Origin of the sequence: Cryobacterium sp. M25 (assembly GCF_002929635.1) — a bacterium.
GTDB classification, from domain to species: Bacteria; Actinomycetota; Actinomycetes; order Actinomycetales; family Microbacteriaceae; genus Cryobacterium; species Cryobacterium sandaracinum.
The window spans coordinates 13,725-32,609 of sequence record NZ_PJJU01000055.1; the positions used below are offsets into that span (position 1 = coordinate 13,725).

Here is an 18,885-nt window from a genome sequence, read left to right on the forward strand (position 1 = left end):
GGACTCCGTTAGAGGCTCTTGGCGACGAGCGCGGTGAGGTCAACCATGCGGTTGGAGAAGCCCCATTCGTTGTCGTACCATGCGGACAGTTTGACCTGGTCGCCGATGACGCGAAGCAGGCCGGCGTCGAAGATCGAGGAGTGCGGGTCGGTGACGATGTCACTGGAGACGATCTCGTCTTCCGTGTACATGAGGATGCCCTTGAGGGGACCCTCGGCGGCAGCCTTGTACGCGGCCTTGATGGCCTCGACGGTGACGGGACGCTCAGCAACGACGGTGAGGTCGGTGATGGAGCCGGTGGGAACCGGAACGCGCAGCGCGAAGCCGTCAAGCTTGCCCTTGAGCTCAGGCAGAACCAGGCCGAGGGCCTTGGCGGCACCGGTCGAGGTCGGAATGATGTTCAGAGCGGCCGCGCGGGCACGACGCAGGTCAGAGTGCGGGCCGTCCTGCAGGTTCTGGTCGGCCGTGTACGCGTGGATCGTGGTCATCAGGCCGTGCTTGATGCCGAAGTTGTCGTTGAACACCTTCGCGAGGGGCGCGAGGCAGTTCGTGGTGCACGACGCGTTGGAGATGATGTCGAACTTGGCCGGGTCGTAGTCCGCCTCATTGACGCCCATGACGATGGTTGCCGCATCGCCGGAGGCCGGAGCGGAAACGATGACCTTCTTGGCACCGGCGGTGATGTGCTTGCGCGCATCCTCGGCCTTGGTGAAGCGTCCGGTGGATTCGATCACGATGTCGACGCCCAGGGCTGCCCAGGGCAGGTTGGCGGGGTCGCGCTCGGCAAGAACCTTAATCGGCTTGCCGTTGACGAGGATGGTGTCTCCATCGACCTCGACGGTGGCGGGAAGGCGACCGGTGATGGAGTCATATTTAAGAAGGTGAGCCAGCGTCTTCGCCACGGTGAGGTCGTTCACGGCGACGATCTCGATGTCGCTGCCCTGGGCCAGGACGGCGCGAAAATAATTACGGCCAATGCGGCCAAATCCGTTAATACCAATCTTTACAGACACGAATGTCTCCTATTCTTGTGCGCCGAGGCGCGTTGTGGTGGGTGAATCGGACGGGCTGCGGGCCCCCGTGGGGGCCGACTCCTCTCAGGAAAGGAGCAGCAGTCCGGCGGTCTTTTCTCGTGCGATGGTGAAGCGTTCCTGGACGTTGGCCCAGTTGACGATGTTCCAGAACGCCTTCACATAGTCCGCACGAACGTTGCGGTAGTCGAGGTAGTACGCGTGCTCCCAGACGTCGAGCATCAGCACCGGAATCGTGCCGGCCGCAAAGTTGGCCTGCTGGTCGAAGAACTGCTGAATGATCAGGCGCTGGCCGATCGAGTCCCAGGCGAGAACCGCCCAGCCGGAGCCCTGTACGCCAAGGGCCACGGCCGCGAAGTGGGCCTGGAACTTGTCGAAGGAACCGAAGTTGTCCTCGATCGCGCTAGCCAGGTCACCGGTGGGCTTATCTCCGCCATCGGGCGACAGGTTGGTCCAGAAAATCGAGTGGTTGACGTGGCCGCCGAGGTTGAACGCGAGGTCCTTCTCGAGCTTGTTCACAAAGGTGAGGTTGCCGCTGTCGCGAGCCTCGGCCAGCTGGGCCAGGGCTGTGTTGGCCCCGGTGACGTAGGCCTGGTGGTGCTTGCCGTGATGGAGTTCCATGATGGTGCCGCTGATGCTCGGCGCAAGGGCCGAGTAGTCGTAGGCCAGAGCCGGAAGTGTGTATTCAGTCAAGATGCATCTCCTCTGTAGTTGTCGGCGCGTAACGCTCCGCCACCCGTTCGTGAGCAACAATTCCAGTCTACTCAGGATGCGCTGTGGCTGTGACGAACGTGGATGAACGCTGAACGCCGGGCAGGTCAGACGTCATCGAGGTCGGCCGGGAGGTTCGCGTCCGTGCCCGGGATGCCCAGGTCGGCGGCCTTCTTGTCGGCCATGGCCAGCAGGCGACGGATGCGGCCGGCGACGGCATCCTTCGTCATGGGCGGGTCCGCGTGGTGACCGAGCTCGTCGAGGCTGGAGTCGCGGAAGGAGAGGCGCAGCTCGCCCGCATAGCGGAGGTGCTCCGGGATCTCCTCGTCAAGGATTTCCATGGCGCGCTGCACGCGCGCGCACGCGGCCACCGCGGCCTGAGCGGAGCGGCGCAGGTTCGCGTCGTCGAAGTTGACCAGTCGGTTCGCAGTCGCGCGCACCTCGCGACGCTGGCGGAGGGCCTCCCAGTTGAGCACGGTCTCCTGCGCCCCCATCTGCACGAGCATGGCGCCGATGGCGTCGCCGTCGCGGATGACGACCCGGTGCACGCCCCGAACCTCACGCGCCTTGGCGACGACTCCGAGGCGGCCGGCGGCTCCCACGAGGGCCATGGCAGATTCGTTCCCGGGGCAGGTGACCTCCAGCGCCGCCGAACGACCCGGGTCGGTCAACGAGCCGTGGGCGAGGAAGGCTCCACGCCAGACAGCGGCGATCTCTTCCTTCGAGCCCGTGGTGAGCCGGTTCGGCAGACCGCGAATCGGGCGCCGTCTCGCGTCGAGCAGCCCGGTCTGGCGCGCGAGGGTTTCGCCGCCGTCAAGCACTCGCACCAGGTAGTGGCTGGCGCGCCTCAGGCCGGCGGCGGGGATCACGGTCACGTCGCTGCGCACGCCGTAGAGCTCAGCGAGGTCTTTGCGCACCCTCCTGGCGAGGAGAGGGGTGTCGAGCTCTGACTCGATGGCGATCCGGCCGGAAATCATGTGCAGTCCGCCGGAGAAGCGGAGAATGGTGGCAAGTTCCGCTGCACGCACCGTGGTCTTTGAAATTTCGACGCGAGCAAGCTCGTCTTTGACGTCGGCGGTGAGTGCCAATCGCTTGTCCATTCTGTCGTCCTGGCCTGATGTGGGGCCGAGTTGTAGTCGTTCTGGCCGGAGTGGGCGTCTGCGGGATGCAGTCGCCCATGACCGGGTTATTCCCGTCCGAGGTCGCGATTCTTGACGCTGACCGCGACACCGGGGAAGTCCTTGACCAGGGCCGCGATTTCCGCGGCCATGGCGACCGAGCGGTGCTTGCCGCCCGTGCACCCGACCGCGATGGTCGCGTGGCGTTTGTTCTCCCGCTGGTACCCCGCGAGGACCGGTTCCAGGGCCGCCGCGTAGTGCGAGATGAACTCCCGCGCCCCGGTCTGGGCGAGAACAAAATCCCGCACCTCGGAGTCTTGGCCGTTGTGGCTGCGCAGTTCGGGAACCCAGAACGGGTTGGGAAGGAAACGCACATCGGCGACCATGTCGACGTCGGTGGGAAGGCCGTACTTGAAGCCGAAACTCATCAGCGTGACGTGCACCCCGGCGGCGTCCTCGGCGGCGAAGCGGTCCGAGATCGACGTGGCCAGCTGGTGGATGTTGAGATCGGAGGTGTCAATGACGAGGTCGCAGGACTCGCGCACGGCGCTGAGCTTGACGCGCTCGGCCGCGATGCCGTCAAGGATCGTGCCGTCGCCCTGCAGCGGATGCGGTCGTCGCACGGATTCGAACCGTCGCACGAGCACGTCGTCGCGGGCTTCGAGGAAAATGACCCGCACCTGGGACGTCTTCCGCAGCGAGTGCAGGATCTCCTGGAAATCGGTGAAGAAGTCTCGGCCGCGGATATCGACCACGGCGGCGATCTTCGGCAGGCTGGTGCCGGCCCGGCCGACGAGTTCGGCCAGCGGGCGCAGCATCTGCGGCGGAAGGTTGTCGACGACGTACCAGCCCAGGTCTTCCAGCGCGTTGGCCACGGTGGAGCGGCCTGCGCCGGACATCCCCGTCACGATAAGCATTTCCTGCCTGTCGTTCTCCGTTGTCATTCTGGACTGCGCCTTCGATCGGGTGGAACCTAAGTGTCCAGCCTACCGATCAGCCGGACCGTTCAGGCGCGCAAGTGGCGATGAATCGCCTCGGCCAGCACCGGACCGATGCCGCGAACGTCGGCAATCGCCTCCGCCGGCGCCTCCTTGAGCCGGGTGACGGAGCCGAAATGCTGCAGGAGCAACTTGACTCTGGCCGGGCCGAGACCGGGGACCTCGCCCAGCACCGACGTGATGTCCCGCTTCCTTCTCGAGCGCTGGTGCATGATCGCGAACCGGTGCGCCTCGTCGCGGATGCGCTGGATCAGGAACAGGGCGTCACTGTTGCGCGGCAGGATCACCGGGTAGTCGGAGTCCGGCAACCAGATTTCCTCGAGCCGCTTCGCGATTCCGCACAGCTGGATACCGGTGACGCCGGATTCGCGCAGCGCCCGCGCCGCCGCGGCCACCTGAGGCTGGCCGCCGTCGACGATGAGCAGGTTCGGCTGGTACCGGAACTTCTTGCGCTTCACCGTGGCATCGGCCTCGCTCTCCGGCGCCGCTTCCTCGTCGGGGATCAGGTAGGCCAGGCGGCGGGTAAGCGTGCGGTAGATGGAGTCCGTGTCATCCGTGGACTCGGGGATGCTGAACCGGCGGTACTCGTCGGTTCGCGGCAACCCGTCTTCGAACACCACCATGGAGGCGACGATGTTGGTGCCGCTCAGGTGCGAGACGTCGTAGCATTCCATCCTGAGCGGCGCAGACGGCATCTCCAACGCCTCCTGGATGTCTTCGAGGGCCTTGGACCGGGCGACGAAGTCGGAGCTCCGCCGGGTCTTGTAGAGCATCAAGGCATGCTTGGCGTTCTGGGTCGCCGTGGCGAGCAGGGCGGCCTTCTCGCCCCGCTGGGCAGCGACAAGCCGGACCTTGCGTTTGCCGACGCCGGCCAGCCAGGTTTCCAGCGCCGCGGCGTCGTCGGGCAACTCCGGCACAACGATCTCCCGCGGAGGCACGGCTCCGGAGCCGTAGGCCGTCAGCATGATCGAGTCGATCAGGTCGCTCGTCGTGAGGTCCAGTTCCTTGTCGACCATCCAGCCGCGCACACCGCGGATGCGGCCGCCCCGCACGATGAACAGCTGCACCGCCGCGGCGAGTTCATCCTGGTCGATGGCGAACAGGTCGATATCGACGCTGTCGCGGAGCACGACGGCGCTCTTCTCCAGAACGGCGTTCAGCGCCCGCACCTGGTCGCGCCGTTTGGCGGCGACCTCGTAGTTCTGGCCCACCGCGGCATCCTTCATCTCCGCGGTCAGCTGGTTGATCAGCTTGCGATCCTGGCTGCCCATGAAGCTGACGAACTCATTTACGATCACCCGGTGCTCCTCGATGGAGACCAGGCCGGAACAGGGGCCGAAGCACCGCCCGATCTGCCCGCCGAAGCAGGGCTTGCCGGACTGAATGGCTCGTTTGTAGTTGGCGTTGTTGCAGGTGCGGATGGGGAAGGCTTTGAGCATCAGCTCGATTGTCTCGTGCACGGCCCAGACCTTCGGGTACGGTCCGAAATACCGGGCGCCGCGGATGCCGGTGGTGCGGGTGACGAGAGCCCGCGGCGCCTCGTCGGCGAGGGTCACCGCGAGGTACGGGTAGGACTTGTCGTCCTTGAACCGCACGTTGAAGGGCGGGTCGAACTCGTTGATCCAGGTCCACTCCAGCTGGAGGGCCTCGACCTCGGTGCCGACGACCGTCCACTCAACCGAGCTGGCCGTGGTGACCATGCGCCGGGTGCGCTCATGCAGGCTGCTCAGCGGGGCGAAGTAGTTCGCGAGCCGCGCCCGCAGGTTCTTGGCCTTGCCGACATAGAGTACCCGCCCGGTTTCGTCACGAAATCGGTACACCCCGGGACTCGTGGGGATCTCGCCCGTCTTGGGGCGGTAGCTCAGCGCATCGGACATGATGGTTCCTGAGGCGGTCAGTGTGCCGCCAGGATCTCCTTCAGGAACATGCCCGTGTGGCTCTTCTTCACGGTGGCGACGTGCTCCGGGGTTCCGGTGGCAAGCACGCGGCCCCCGCCGGAGCCGCCCTCGGGACCGAGGTCGATCACCCAGTCGGCGGATTTTATCACGTCGAGGTTGTGCTCGATCACGATCACGGTGTTGCCCTTGTCGACCAGGCTGTTCAGCACAAGCAGCAGTTTGCGCACGTCTTCGAAGTGCAGGCCGGTCGTGGGCTCGTCGAGCACGTACACGCTGCGGCCATTGGACCGGCGCTGCAGCTCGGTGGCCAGCTTGACACGCTGGGCCTCGCCGCCGGACAGCGTCGTGGCGCTCTGGCCGAGGCGCACGTAGCCGAGGCCGACCTCGACGAGGGTGTTCAGGAACCGGTGGATGGACGAGATCGCCTCGAAGAAATCGGCGGCCTCGCTGATCGGCATGTCCAGCACCTCGGCGATGCTTTTACCCTTGTAGTGCACGGTGAGGGTGTCGCGGTTGTAGCGCGCTCCCCCGCAGACCTCGCAGGCAACGTAGACGTCGGGCAAGAAGTTCATCTCGATTTTGATCGTGCCGTCGCCGGAGCAGGCTTCGCAGCGGCCGCCCTTGACGTTGAAGCTGAACCGGCCGGGCAGGTAGCCGCGCGCCTTAGCCTCGATCGTCTCGGAGAAGAGGGTGCGGATCTTGTCGAAGACGCCGGTGTAGGTGGCAGGGTTGGAGCGCGGCGTGCGCCCGATCGGGGCCTGGTCGACGTGGATGACCTTGTCGAGCTGCTCGAGCCCGGTGACGCGGGTGTGCCGGCCGGGGAGTTTACGGGCGCCGTTGAGCCGGTTGGCCAGTACCCGGTACAGGATGTCGTTGACGAGAGACGACTTGCCCGATCCGCTGACGCCGGTCACGGCCGTGAACGTGCCGAGCGGGAAGCTGACCGACACCTTCTTGAGATTGTTGGCCTCCGCGCCGATAACCGAGATTTCGCGCGCCGGGTCGATCTCGCGCCGGGTGGCCGGGGTCGGGATGGACCTGCGGCCGGCAAGGTAGTCCCCGGTCAGCGACTCCGTGTTGGTGAGCAGGTCGGCGTAGGAACCGGAGTGCACGACATGGCCGCCGTTGACGCCGGCGCCCGGGCCGATGTCGACGACCCAGTCGGCCGTCTTGATGGTGTCTTCGTCGTGCTCAACCACGATCAGGGTGTTCCCGAGGTCGCGCAGGGTTACCAGGGTCTCGATCAGCCGTCGGTTGTCGCGCTGGTGCAGGCCGATGCTCGGTTCGTCGAGCACGTACAGCACCCCGGTCAGGCCGGACCCGATCTGGGTGGCCAGACGGATGCGCTGCGCCTCGCCGCCGGACAGGGTCGCCGCGGCCCGGGCCAGGTTGAGGTAGTTCAGGCCGACGCGGATCAGGAAGTCCAGGCGCGCCTTGATCTCTCGCAGCACCTGCGCGGCGATGACAGCCTCCCGGTCGGTCAGCTCGAGCTTGTTCATGAAATCGCGGGCGTCGGTGAGACTGAGGTTGCAGACATCCGCGATGCTGGCCCCGTGCACGAGCACGGCGAGGACCTCGGGCTTGAGCCGGGTTCCGGAGCAGACGGGGCAGTCGACTTCGCGCAGGTATTCTCCCCAGCGGGCGCGCTGGGTGTCGGACTCCGCCTGCAGGTACTGACGTTCAATGTAGGGCACGACGCCCTCGAAGCCGGAGGTGTAGCTCATCTCCCGGCCGTAGCGGTTCTTCCACTTCACCTTGACCTCGAAGTTGTCGCCGCGCAGAACGGCGTCCTGCACCTCGGCGGGCAGTTCGCCCCACGGGGTGTCGAGGGAGAAGTCCAGGTCGCGGGCGAGCCCGTCGAGGAGCTTCTCGTAGTACTGGAACAGTCCCTTGCCCTGCGTGGTCCAGGGCAGCACGACGCCGTCCGCGATGCTGAGCTCGGGGTCGCCGAGCAGCAGGTCTGCGTCGACCGACATGCGCGTGCCGAGCCCGGAGCACTCAGGGCAGGAGCCGAAGGGCGCGTTGAAGGAGAATGTGCGCGGCTCGATCTCGGTGAGCTGCACGGGGTGGTTGTTGGGACAGGAGAGCTTCTCCGAGTAGCTTTGCCAAGCCTCGTCGCCCTCCCGGTCGACGTAGTTGATCTGCACGATGCCGTCGGTCAGCTTGAGCGCCGTCTCAAGGGAGTCTGTGAGCCGGCTCAGCAGGTCGGGGCCGGCGACCAGACGGTCGATGACCACGAAGATGTCGTGTTTGAGCTGCTTCTTCAGAACGGGCGGCTCGTTGAGCTGGATCGGGGTGCCGTCGACGATGGCGCGGGAATAACCGCCCGCTGCCAGTTCCTTGAACAGGTCGACGAACTCGCCCTTTTTCTGGGATACGACCGGGCTGAGCACCTGGTAACGGACGCCCTCATCGAGTCCCATCAGCTGGTCGGCGATCTGCTGCACGGTCTGTGCCTGGATGACCTCGCCGCAGACGGCGCAGTGCGGCACACCGATGCGCGCCCAGAGCAGCCGCATGTAGTCGTAGACCTCGGTGATGGTGCCCACGGTCGACCGAGGGTTGCGGTTGGTCGACCTCTGGTCGATGGAGACGGCAGGGCTCAGGCCCTCGATGAAGTCGACGTCGGGTCGGTCGACCTGGCCCAGGAACTGCCTGGCGTACGCGGACAGCGATTCGACGTAGCGCCGCTGGCCCTCCGCGAAGATGGTGTCGAACGCGAGCGAAGACTTGCCCGAGCCGGACAGTCCCGTGAAGACGACGAGCGAATCGCGCGGGATCTCGAGGTCCACGTTGTGCAGGTTGTGCACACGGGCACCACGAACGTTGAGTTTTGATCCGGTCTCTACCTTGGAAATTGACACCATTTGATTCTATGCAGCGTCACGCGTCCAACCCTGCGAATCAGCACGCCCTGAGCGAACAAATGTTCGAAGTCTACCCAGCCACGTCCAAACATCCGATCAGATGTGGCCGGCCTTCTCCATCTGGCGCAGCTCGCGCTTCAGCTCGGACACCTCGTCGCGGAGCCGGGCCGCGAGCTCGAACTTGAGCTCCCCCGCCGCCTCGAGCATCTGGCCGTTCAGGTCGGCGATAATCGACTCAAGGTCGTTCGCGCCGTTCGCGGCCAGTCCCTGCCGGCGCGGAGTCGCCGCGACGCCCTTGCGGCGGGTGTCGCGACCGGCCAGGAGCTCGGCGGTGTCCGCCTCTTCCCGAGCGAGAACCTCGGTGATGTCAGCGATCCGTTTGCGCAGCGGGGTGGGATCGATGCCGTGAAGGGTGTTGTAGGCCACCTGCTTTTCGCGGCGGCGGTCGGTCTCGTCGATCGCGCGCTCCATCGAGGCCGTGAGCCGGTCGGCGTACATATGCACCTCGCCGGAGACGTTGCGGGCCGCGCGGCCGATGGTCTGGATCAGCGAGGTCGCCGAACGGAGGAAGCCCTCCTTGTCGGCGTCGAGGATGGCGACAAGCGAAACCTCGGGCAGGTCGAGCCCCTCGCGGAGCAGGTTGATGCCCACGAGGACGTCGTAGACGCCGGCCCGCAACTCAGTGAGGAGTTCGACGCGACGGAGCGTGTCGACATCCGAGTGCAGGTACCGCACCCGCACGCCGGCCTCGGTGAGGAAGTCAGTGAGTTCCTCGGCCATCTTCTTGGTGAGCGTGGTGACCAGGACGCGTTCGTTGCGGTCGACGCGCTTGTGGATCTCCTCGAGAAGGTCGTCGATCTGGCCCTTACTGGGCTTGACGATGATCTGCGGGTCGATCAGCCCGGTGGGACGGATGATCTGTTCAACGATGCCGTCGGCGATGCCCAACTCGTACTTGCCGGGGGTGGCGGAGAGGTAGACGGTCTGGCCGACGCGCCCCTTGAACTCCCCGAATTTGAGCGGTCGGTTGTCGAGGGCGCTCGGGAGCCGGAACCCGTGATCGACGAGTGTGCGCTTGCGCGAGGAGTCGCCCTCGTACATGGCGCCGATCTGCGGCACCGTGACGTGGGACTCGTCGATGACCATCAGGAAGTCGTCAGGAAAATAGTCGAGCAGGCAATGCGGCGCCTCCCCCGGTTGCCGCTGGTCGATGTGCCGGGAATAGTTCTCGATGCCGGAGCAGAAACCGATCTGCTCCATCATCTCCAGGTCAAACTGCGTGCGCATGCGCAGGCGCTGGGCCTCGAGCAGTTTGCCCTCGCGCTCCAGCTGCTCAAGCCGTTCGGCGAGCTCCTCCTGAATGGTGCCGATGGCGCGCTCCATCACGTCCGTGCTGGCCACGTAGTGCGAGCCGGGGAAGACGGCAACGGAGTCGAGCTTCCTCACGATGTCGCCGGTGAGCGGATGCAGGCTGTAGAGCGCCTCGATCTCGTCGCCGAACATCTCGATCCGGATGGCGAGTTCTTCGTACATCGGGATGATCTCGATGGTGTCGCCGCGCACCCGAAAGTGGCCGCGGGAGAAGTCGATGTCGTTGCGCTGGTACTGCATGGCAACGAACTTGCGGATCAGCCAGTCCCGGTTGACCTGTTGACCGACCTGTAGAGCGACCATGGCCTCGAGGTAGCCTTCGGGCGTGCCGAGGCCGTAAATGCAGGAGACCGTGGAGACCACGATGACGTCGCGCCGGCTGAGCAGGGAGTTCGTGGTGGAGTGCCGTAGGCGCTCGACCTCCGCGTTGATCGAGGAGTCCTTCTCGATAAAGGTGTCGGTCTGGGGCACATAGGCCTCGGGCTGGTAGTAGTCGTAATACGACACGAAGTACTCGACGGCATTGTTGGGCATCAGCTCACGGAATTCGTTCACGAGCTGCGCGGCGAGGGTCTTGTTATGGGCGAGCACCAGGGTCGGCCGCTGCACCTGTTCGATCAGCCAGGCCGTGGTCGCCGATTTGCCCGTTCCGGTGGCGCCGAGCAGCACGATGTCGGTCTCTCCGGCGTTGATGCGGCCGGCCAGCTCGGCGATCGCTGTGGGCTGGTCGCCGCTCGGCGTGTACTCGCTCACCACCTCGAACGGATTAACAGAGCGCGTGGGTTCCATGCTCGTCAGTCTACGGAGCGCCTCTGACAATGCGCTGCTGACCCTGACCCCGCACCTGGTCCCACAGCACGTCGACCTGCTCCAGGGTCTGCTCAAGAGTGCCGCCCGTGTCGATGACGACGTCGGCGATCCTGTGACGGTCGGCGTCACTGGCCTGGGCGCGGATCCGGCGCTCCGCTTCGCCGACATCCATCGCCCGCAGCTCCACCATGCGGCGCACCCGGGTCGGCTCGTCGGCCTGGGTGACGACGACGAGGTCGAAAGGATGGTCGACGCCTGCCTCCACCAGCAGGGGCACGTCGTACACGACGATCGCGTTGCGGTCGGCATCTTCCGCCTCGCGGATCAGTGCGTTCGAGCGCGCACGCACCTCGGGGTGCACGATCGCGTTGAGGCGGTCCAACGCCTCCGGGTCGCGGAACACGACCGCGCCGAGCGCCACCCGGTTCAGGCTGCCGTCGGGCAGCAGCACCGCGTCACCGAAAGCATCCGCGATCTTGACAAGCCCCGGGGTGGCGGGCCCGACCACGACCCGCGCGAGTTGGTCGGCGTCGATGTGCACGGCCCCGTGCTGCACTAGCCGCCGCGCGACGGTGCTTTTTCCGGATGCGATCCCGCCGGTCAGTCCAATCAAGTACACACTTGCCATGCTAACGGCCCTCGATGGACGAACCGGCATCCGCCGGCGAAGCGAAAAAAGGCCGCACCCCGGAGGGTGCGGCCTTCGGTCAGCTCGTTGCTAGTTGGAGCTGGAGAGCTTCTCGCGCAGTGCTGCGAGGGCCTCGTCGTCCGCGAGCGTGCCGGCGCCGGCCGTCTCGTTCGAGAAGGTGTTGCCTGCGGCGGACGGGACATCGCCGACGGCGGTGATCTCGTCGTTCGCGGAGGCAACCTGCTTCTTGTGGGCTTCCCAGCGAGCCTGGGCTGCAGCGTAGTCCTGCTCCCACTTCTCACGCTGGGTCTCGAAGCCTTCGCGCCACTCGTTGGTCTCCGGGTCGAAGCCCTCGGGGTACTTGTAGTTGCCCTGGTCGTCGTACTCGGTGAGCATTCCGTAGAGCGCCGGGTCGAACTCGGTGCCCTCGGGGTCGACACCGTCGTTGGCCTGCTTGAGGCTCAGCGAGATGCGGCGACGCTCGAGGTCGATGTCGATGACCTTGACGAAGACCTCGTCGCCGACCGACACGACCTGCTCGGCGAGCTCGACGTGCTTGCCGGAGAGCTCGGAGATGTGAACGAGTCCCTCGATGCCCTCGGCAACGCGAACGAACGCGCCGAACGGAACGAGCTTGGTGACCTTACCCGGTGCAACCTGGCCGATGGCGTGGGTGCGAGCAAAGACCTGCCACGGGTCTTCCTGCGTGGCCTTGAGGGAGAGCGACACGCGCTCGCGCTCGAGGTCGACCTCAAGGATCTCGACGGTGACTTCCTGGCCAACCTCGACGACTTCACTGGCGTGCTCGATGTGCTTCCAGCTGAGCTCGGAGACGTGAACCAGACCGTCAACGCCACCCAGGTCGACGAACGCACCGAAGTTGACGATCGACGAGACAACGCCCTTGCGGACCTGTCCCTTCTGAAGGTTGTTGAGGAACGTGGTGCGGCTCTCGGACTGAGTCTGCTCGAGCAGCGCACGACGGGACAGCACGACGTTGTTGCGGTTCTTGTCGAGTTCGAGGATCTTGGCCTCGATCTCCTGGCCCAGGTACGGGGTCAGGTCGCGAACACGGCGCAACTCGATGAGCGAGGCCGGGAGGAACCCGCGAAGTCCGATGTCTACGATGAGGCCACCCTTGACAACCTCGATGACCGAACCGGTGACAACGCCATCCGACTCCTTGATCTTCTCAACGTCGCCCCATGCACGCTCGTACTGAGCGCGCTTCTTGGACAGGATGAGGCGGCCTTCTTTGTCTTCCTTCTGAAGAACGAGGGCCTCAACCAGGTCGCCGACCTTGACGACCTCAGAGGGGTCGACGTCGTGCTTGATGGAAAGTTCGCGGGAGGGAATGACACCCTCGGTCTTGTAGCCCACGTCGAGGAGAACCTCGTCGCGGTCGATCTTCACCACGGTGCCCTCGATGAGGTCTCCGTCGTTGAAGAATTTCAGAGTCTTTTCGACCGCGGCAAGAAAGTCTTCAGCAGATCCAATGTCGTTGATGGCGACCTGCTTGGGTGCCCGTTCGGTCGTTGCGTTTGTCATGTAGTAGTTGCTCCAGGATGGACATAGTTCGGGCCACACACGGGAAAAACTCGTGCTCGTACACCATGCATGGCGGTGGACAGTTCGTCACAAACGTGACAGTCAAGCTTAGCTGTTTGCGGGAGAGGCCGGCAACTTGCCCGTCCCCACCGAAACTACGCCGATCGACCCCGAACGTTAGCCGAGCATCGCCGCCTGGAGGGTGTCCAGGCCGACCCCGCCGAGATCGAGGGCCTTGCGGTGGAACTCCTTGATCGAGAAGGCGTCGCCCTCGCGCTCCCTGTACCTGTCCCGCAGCTGCTCCCAGATGCGCTGGCCGACCTTGTAGGACGGGGCCTGCCCCGGCCAGCCGAGGTACCGGTTCACCTCGAACTTGACAAAGCTCGCGTTCATGTTCACGTTCCGGCCCAGGAACTCCAAGGCGTAGTCGGCGGTCCAGGGGCCCGAACCGTCGGGCAGCTGCTTCTCGAGGTGCACGCCGATGTCGAGGACGACGCGGGCGGCGCGCATCCGCTGCCCGTCCAGCATGCCGAGACGGTCGGCCGGGTCGTCGAGGTAGCCCAGCTGCTCCATCAGACGTTCCGCGTAGAGCGCCCAGCCCTCGGCGTGACCCGAGGTGCCGGCCAGCTGGCGGCGCCAGGTGTTCAGCTTGGCCCGGTTGTAGACGGCCTGGCCGATCTGCAGATGGTGGCCGGGCACGCCCTCGTGGTAGACGGTGGTCAATTCGCGCCAGGTGTCGAATTCGGTGATCCCGATCGGCACCGACCACCACATCCGGCCCGGGCGGGAGAAGTCGTCCGTAGGCCCGGTGTAGTAGATGCCGCCTTCCTGGGTGGGGGCGATCAGGCACTCGAGGCGTTTGATCTCGTCGGGGATGTCGAACTGGGTCTCGGAGAGCTCGGCGACGGCTCGGTCGCTGGTCTCCTGCATCCATTTCTGCAGGGCGTCGGTGCCGTGCAGCTTGCGGCTGGGTTCGGTGTCGAGGAACGCAATGGCCTCGGGCACGCTCGCGCCCGGCTTGATCAGGTCGGCGATGCTCTCCTGCTCGGCGACCATCCGCGCCAGCTCCTCCACGCCCCACTCATAGGTTTCGTCGAGGTCGATGGTCGCGCCGAGGAAACGGCGGGACTGCAGCAGGTAGAGGTCGCGACCGATGGCGTCGCGGGTGGGGGCCCTACCCTCGAGCTCGGTGCCGAGGAAGTCCGCCAGCGTTCCATAGGCCGCGGCCGCGGCACGCGCCCGGGTGTCGAGATCCTTGGCCAGCGAGGCCGGGAGCGCTCCCGTGTCGTGGCCGGCGTTGGCGGCGAACTCGGCGAAGAAGCCGTCGTTCGCCGCGTGGCGCCGGGCCTGCAGGATGACTTCCTGCACCTGACGCCGGGCAGGCATACTGCCGCGCTCGATGCCGAGACGCAGGGTCTGGATGTAGCCGTCGATGGCCCCGGGCAGGGCGCGCAGACGGGCAGAAACGGTGTCCCAGTCGGCGACGGTGGCGGTGGGCATCAGGTCGAAGACCTCCCGGATGCCCTGGGCCGGCGACGCGATCACGTTCAGGTCGCGCAGCGGCAATCCGGCTTCGGCGCTCTCGACGTCGAGGGCGAGCGAGCTGCGCAGGTCGGTGCGGGTGACGACGTCGACGTCGTCGACGGCCGTGGCCGCGTCGAGGCGGATGATGAGGGATCGGGCCGCGTCGACCCTGCGGTCCAGGCCGTCCGGGGAGTAGTCACCGAAGCGGCCGTCAACCTCGGTGCGGCCGATGTACGTGCCCACGGTCGGGTCGATGTCGACGAGGGTGTCCACCCAGTCCTCGGCGATCCGGTCGATCGCCGTGGGGGTGCGCTGCTTGTCGGTTGTCATGACCCGAGCCTAGAACACGCGCTCGACCGCGGACGGAGCGCCGGACCTCGCATTCGGGCGGCTGGTAGTCGCTGCCTAGTGGGCGGCGGCATCCCAGTTGTCGCCGCGGCCGACCTGCACGTCGAGCGGCACCAACAGGTCCGCTGCGGTCTCCATCCGGTGCGTCACGACCTGGCGGAGCGCATCCCACTCCCCCGGGGCAACCTCAAAGATCAGTTCGTCGTGTACCTGAAGCAGCATGCGCGACTCCAAATTGCCGTCGACCAGGTCCACGGCGATCCCGTTCATCGCGATCTTCATGATGTCGGCGGCCGACCCCTGGATCGGCGCGTTGAGGGCCGCGCGCTCCGCGTTCTCGCGTACGACCCGGTTGGCGCTGTGCAGCTCGGGGAACGGGCGGCGGCGGCCGAATATGGTGGCCGTGTAACCATCTATTTTGGCCTGCTCGACGACATTGCGCAGGTAGTCGCGCACCGCGCCGAACCGGGCGAAGTAGTCTGTGATGAGCTGCTTGGCCTCCTTCGTCTCGATGCGCAGCTGCCGGGACAGCCCGAAGGCGCTCAGTCCGTAGGCCAGGCCGTAGGACATGGCCTTGACCTTAGAGCGCATCTCGTTCGTGACGTCTTCCGGCGCCACGCCGAACACGCTGGCGCCGACGAACCGGTGCAGGTCTTCGCCGGCGTTGAAGGCCTCGATCAGTCCCGCGTCGCCGGAAAGGTGCGCCATGATGCGCATCTCGATCTGCGAGTAGTCGGCGGTGAGCAGGCATTCGGCCCCGTTGGCCGCGTGGAATGCGGCCCGGATGCGGCGGCCCTCCTCGGTGCGCACCGGGATGTTCTGCAGGTTGGGGTCGGTGGAGGAGATCCGACCGGTGGCCGTGCCGATCTGCACGTACGTGGTGTGGATACGGCCCGTCTCGTCGATGGCCTTGTCCAGGGTCTCCACGATCTGGCGCAGCTTGGTGGCGTCGCGGTGCTGCAACAGCATGTCAAGGAACGGATGCGGGTTGCTGGCCTGCAGGTCGGCCAGAGCCCCGGCATCCGTGGAGAACCCGGTCTTGTTCGCCCGGGTCTTGGGCATGCCGAGCTGGTCGAACAGCACCTCCTGCAACTGCTTGGGTGAACCGAGGTTCACCTCGCGGCCGATCTCGGCGTAGGCGCCGGCGGCCAACCCGGCGGCGCGCTCGCCCAGCTGGCCGGACAGTGCCGACAACTGGTCATGGGAGACGGCCACGCCGGCCAGTTCCATATCGGAGAGTGCCAGCAGGGTGGGCATCTCGATGGTGGTGAGCACCTCGCGGGACCCGTCGTCGAGCAGCGCGTCGACGGCCGCGGCCACCCGGAACGTGTACCAGGACTCCACCGGCACGCCCCCGGCCTCGTTCTCGGCCGGGATCAGCTGGTTGGGGTCGGTCACCGGCAGGGTTTCGCCCAGGTATCGCAAGACGAGGGTGGCGAGGGTTTTGTCCGGCACCCCGGGGCGCAGTAGCCAGCCCGCGATCAGGCTGTCGAACACCAGCCCCGAAAAGTCCAGGTTGCTGCGGCGGAGCGCCTTGATCTGGCTCTTGGCGTCGTGCATGATCTTGGGCGAGTCGCTGGCCAGCCAGGCCTCGAATGCGAGGTAGTCCGTGCGTCCGGGCTGCCAGGGCAGGTTTACCGACTCGGTCGGTCCGGACACTCCGAAGCCAATGGCCTTGCCCTCGTGTACCTCGACGGAGAGAGCGAGGCCCTGCGGGGAGGCGACCGTGGCCCGGGCGATCCACGCGGCCAGCTCCTCGTCGAGCAGGTCCTGGGCGGCGGGGGCCTGAGGCGCGGCGACCAGCACTTCCTCCGGCACGACCACGGCGACGCCTTCGGTCGCGCCGGCGCCCTCAAGCTTGATCACGCGGTCAAGCAGGGTGCGAAACTCGAGCCGACCGAACGCAGCGCGCACGGCCGGTTCGTCGATGGGGCACCGCACGAGGTCGGGGAGCTCCACCGGGAGGTCGAGGTCGGTGACGAGGTGGTTGAGCCGCCGGTTGCGGATCGCGTTCTCTTTCTGCTCGCGCAGGTTGTTGCCGACGACGCCCTTGATCTCCTCGGCGTGTTCCAGGATGCCGTCGAGGCTGCCGTAGAGGCCGAGCCACTTCACGGCGGTCTTCTCCCCCACCTTGGAGATCCCGATCAGGTTGTCGCTGGTCTCGCCGACCAGGGCCGCGACATCCGGGTATTGTGCCGGCTCGATGCCGTACTTCTCGCGCACCCGGGCCGGGTCGTAGCGGGTGAGCGCCGAGACGCCCTGGCTGGCCGGGTAGAGCAGGGTGACGTTTTCGTTGACGAGTTGGATCGTGTCCCGGTCCCCCGAGACCACCAGGACATGGAAGCCCTCCTGGTTGCCGCGCACGGACAGTGTTGCGAGGATGTCGTCGGCCTCGAAGTCTTCCTTGGTCAGCGTCGTGATGTTCATCGCAGCCAGGGCCTCCTGCAGCAGCGGCACCTGCCCGATGAACTCGCTTGGCGTGCTGGCCCGCGTGCCCTTGTAGTCGGCGTATTCGCGCGTGCGAAAGGAGAACCGCGAGATGTCGAACGCCACGGCGATGTGCGTGGGCTTCTCGTTGCGCAGCAGACTGAGCAGCATGGACAGGAACCCGTGGATGGCGTTAGTGTGCTGCCCGTCGTGGGTCTGGAAACTGTCCACGGGGAGGGCGTGGAACGCCCGGTAGGCCAGGGAATGGCCGTCGATGATCATCAGGGTAGGCTTTTCGGAATCTGACACAGAGACAGCCTACAAGCGTCATCCGGCGCGGGCAGGTGCAGCGACCGAAGGTGACTATGATCCAGCAGACCACGGACGCCCTCGAGTGGGTCCAGCAGCGGGGAGCCGGCTCCCTGGCCGAAAAGATGGGCATCGAGTTCGTCGAGTTCACCATCGAGCGCGCGGTGGCACGGATGCCCGTCGAGGGCAACACGCAGCCGGCGATGCTCCTGCACGGTGGCGCCTATGTCGTGCTGGGCGAGTCGCTGGGCTCGATGGCCGCCAATCTGCACGCCGGTCCCGGCCGCCTGGCGGTGGGGATCGAGATCAATGCCACGCATACCCGGTCGGCGACGTCGGGCTTCGTCACGGGTGTCTGCACGCCGGTGCACCTGGGCCGTACGCTCACGACGCACGAGATCGCGGTCACGGATGATCAGGGCCGGCGCTGCTCGACGATCCGGATCACCAATCTGATCAAGGAACTGACGAACCGGCCCGAGGCGCAAGACCCGAGGCGCGAAAAACGGCCAGGCATCAACCCCGAAGGGTGATCTGCCCGGCCGCCGAAGGTTACTTCTTGGCGCTGAGTTGCTCGATAATCGCCTGGGCGACGTCGTGCATGGTGAGCCGGCGGTCCATGGACGCCTTCTGGATCCACCGAAAGGCCTCGGGCTCGGTGAGCCCCATCTTCTCGTTCAGCAGGCCCTTGGCCCGGTCGACGAGCTTGCGGGTCTCGAAGCGCTCGACGAGGTCGGCCACCTCGGCCTCGAGGGTGATGATCTGGCTGTAGCGCGACAGCGCGATCTCGATGGCGGGCAGCAGGTCGTTCGGGGTGAACGGCTTGACCACGTAGGCCAGCGCGCCAGCTTCCGTGGCGCGCTCGACGAGCTCTTTCTGGCTGAACGCGGTCAGCAGCACGACGGGGGCGATGTGCGCCTTGGTGATGCGCTCGGCCGCGGAAATTCCGTCGAGGTGCGGCATCTTCACGTCCATGATGACCAGGTCGGGCCGCAGCTCGGTGGCCAGGGCGACAGCGGTTTCTCCGTCGCCGGCTTCACCGACCACCTCGAATCCGGCGTCACGGAGGATTTCGACGATGTCGAGGCGGATGAGGGACTCATCCTCGGCAACGACAACGCGGCGAGGAGGTACTGGGGTGGAGTCTTGGTCGGTCACGGGGGAAAGCCTACGGTATTCTGGAGCAGGTGTTGTGAGCCGGTGTGGCGGAATGGCAGACGCGGAGCACTCAAAATGCTTTGTTCGCAAGGACGTGTGGGTTCGAGTCCCACCACCGGTACCAACACCCCCAGGCAGA

Annotated in this window: 13 protein-coding genes and 1 tRNA gene; 2 read left to right on the top strand and 12 right to left on the bottom strand. The window is 65.9% G+C overall.

What is annotated here, in order from left to right; genetic code table 11:
- Positions 1-8 precede the first annotated feature (8 nt).
- The 11 genes from gap to polA all read right to left on the bottom strand — a co-directional run bounded on the left by gap (position 9) and on the right by polA (position 17,588).
- Positions 9-1,013 carry a type I glyceraldehyde-3-phosphate dehydrogenase gene (gap, locus tag CXY81_RS10985; protein ID WP_104170981.1) on the bottom strand — a complete coding sequence of 335 codons (1,005 nt, stop codon included), beginning with the start codon at positions 1,011-1,013 and terminating at the stop codon, positions 9-11.
- Positions 1,014-1,097: 84 nt separating this feature from the next.
- Positions 1,098-1,724: a superoxide dismutase gene (locus CXY81_RS10990; RefSeq protein ID WP_104170982.1), complete on the bottom strand. Its 627-nt coding sequence runs from the start codon at positions 1,722-1,724 to the stop codon at positions 1,098-1,100.
- Positions 1,725-1,849: 125 nt separating this feature from the next.
- On the bottom strand, positions 1,850-2,830 hold the full coding sequence (gene whiA, locus CXY81_RS10995; protein WP_104100550.1) for a DNA-binding protein WhiA: 981 nt from the start codon (positions 2,828-2,830) through the stop codon (positions 1,850-1,852).
- Between the two features lie 98 nt (positions 2,831-2,928).
- Positions 2,929-3,804 carry an RNase adapter RapZ gene (rapZ, locus tag CXY81_RS11000; protein WP_104100549.1) on the bottom strand — a complete coding sequence of 292 codons (876 nt, stop codon included), beginning with the start codon at positions 3,802-3,804 and terminating at the stop codon, positions 2,929-2,931.
- Positions 3,805-3,866: 62 nt separating this feature from the next.
- The gene (gene uvrC, locus CXY81_RS11005) at positions 3,867-5,735 is read right to left on the bottom strand and encodes an excinuclease ABC subunit UvrC (protein ID WP_104194861.1); all 1,869 of its coding nucleotides are present in this window, start codon (positions 5,733-5,735) and stop codon (positions 3,867-3,869) included.
- Between the two features lie 17 nt (positions 5,736-5,752).
- Positions 5,753-8,620 carry an excinuclease ABC subunit UvrA gene (gene uvrA, locus CXY81_RS11010; protein WP_233194135.1) on the bottom strand — a complete coding sequence of 956 codons (2,868 nt, stop codon included), beginning with the start codon at positions 8,618-8,620 and terminating at the stop codon, positions 5,753-5,755.
- A 99-nt stretch (positions 8,621-8,719) separates the two neighbouring features.
- On the bottom strand, positions 8,720-10,783 hold the full coding sequence (gene uvrB, locus CXY81_RS11015; protein WP_104170985.1) for an excinuclease ABC subunit UvrB: 2,064 nt from the start codon (positions 10,781-10,783) through the stop codon (positions 8,720-8,722).
- A 10-nt stretch (positions 10,784-10,793) separates the two neighbouring features.
- On the bottom strand, positions 10,794-11,423 hold the full coding sequence (coaE, locus tag CXY81_RS11020; RefSeq protein ID WP_104100572.1) for a dephospho-CoA kinase: 630 nt from the start codon (positions 11,421-11,423) through the stop codon (positions 10,794-10,796).
- A 99-nt stretch (positions 11,424-11,522) separates the two neighbouring features.
- Complete coding sequence (gene rpsA, locus CXY81_RS11025) at positions 11,523-12,980, bottom strand: 30S ribosomal protein S1 (RefSeq protein WP_104170986.1); 1,458 nt, start codon at positions 12,978-12,980, stop codon at positions 11,523-11,525.
- Between the two features lie 177 nt (positions 12,981-13,157).
- Positions 13,158-14,834, bottom strand: coding sequence for a DUF885 domain-containing protein (locus CXY81_RS11030; RefSeq protein WP_104194863.1), 1,677 nt, complete (start codon positions 14,832-14,834; stop codon positions 13,158-13,160).
- Between the two features lie 75 nt (positions 14,835-14,909).
- The gene (polA, locus tag CXY81_RS11035) at positions 14,910-17,588 is read right to left on the bottom strand and encodes a DNA polymerase I (protein WP_104194864.1); all 2,679 of its coding nucleotides are present in this window, start codon (positions 17,586-17,588) and stop codon (positions 14,910-14,912) included.
- Positions 17,589-17,644: 56 nt separating this feature from the next.
- Between polA and CXY81_RS11040 the strand changes: the two genes are divergently transcribed.
- On the top strand, positions 17,645-18,121 hold the full coding sequence (locus CXY81_RS11040; RefSeq protein ID WP_104194865.1) for a hotdog fold thioesterase: 477 nt from the start codon (positions 17,645-17,647) through the stop codon (positions 18,119-18,121).
- A 19-nt stretch (positions 18,122-18,140) separates the two neighbouring features.
- Here the strand turns inward: CXY81_RS11040 and CXY81_RS11045 are convergent, their stop codons facing one another.
- On the bottom strand, positions 18,141-18,746 hold the full coding sequence (locus CXY81_RS11045) for an ANTAR domain-containing response regulator (protein WP_104100541.1): 606 nt from the start codon (positions 18,744-18,746) through the stop codon (positions 18,141-18,143).
- A gap of 38 nt (positions 18,747-18,784) precedes the next feature.
- On the opposite strand from CXY81_RS11045, the gene CXY81_RS11050 reads away from it, so the two are divergent.
- A tRNA-Leu gene (locus tag CXY81_RS11050) sits at positions 18,785-18,870 on the top strand.
- The last annotated feature ends 15 nt before the right edge of the window (positions 18,871-18,885 follow it).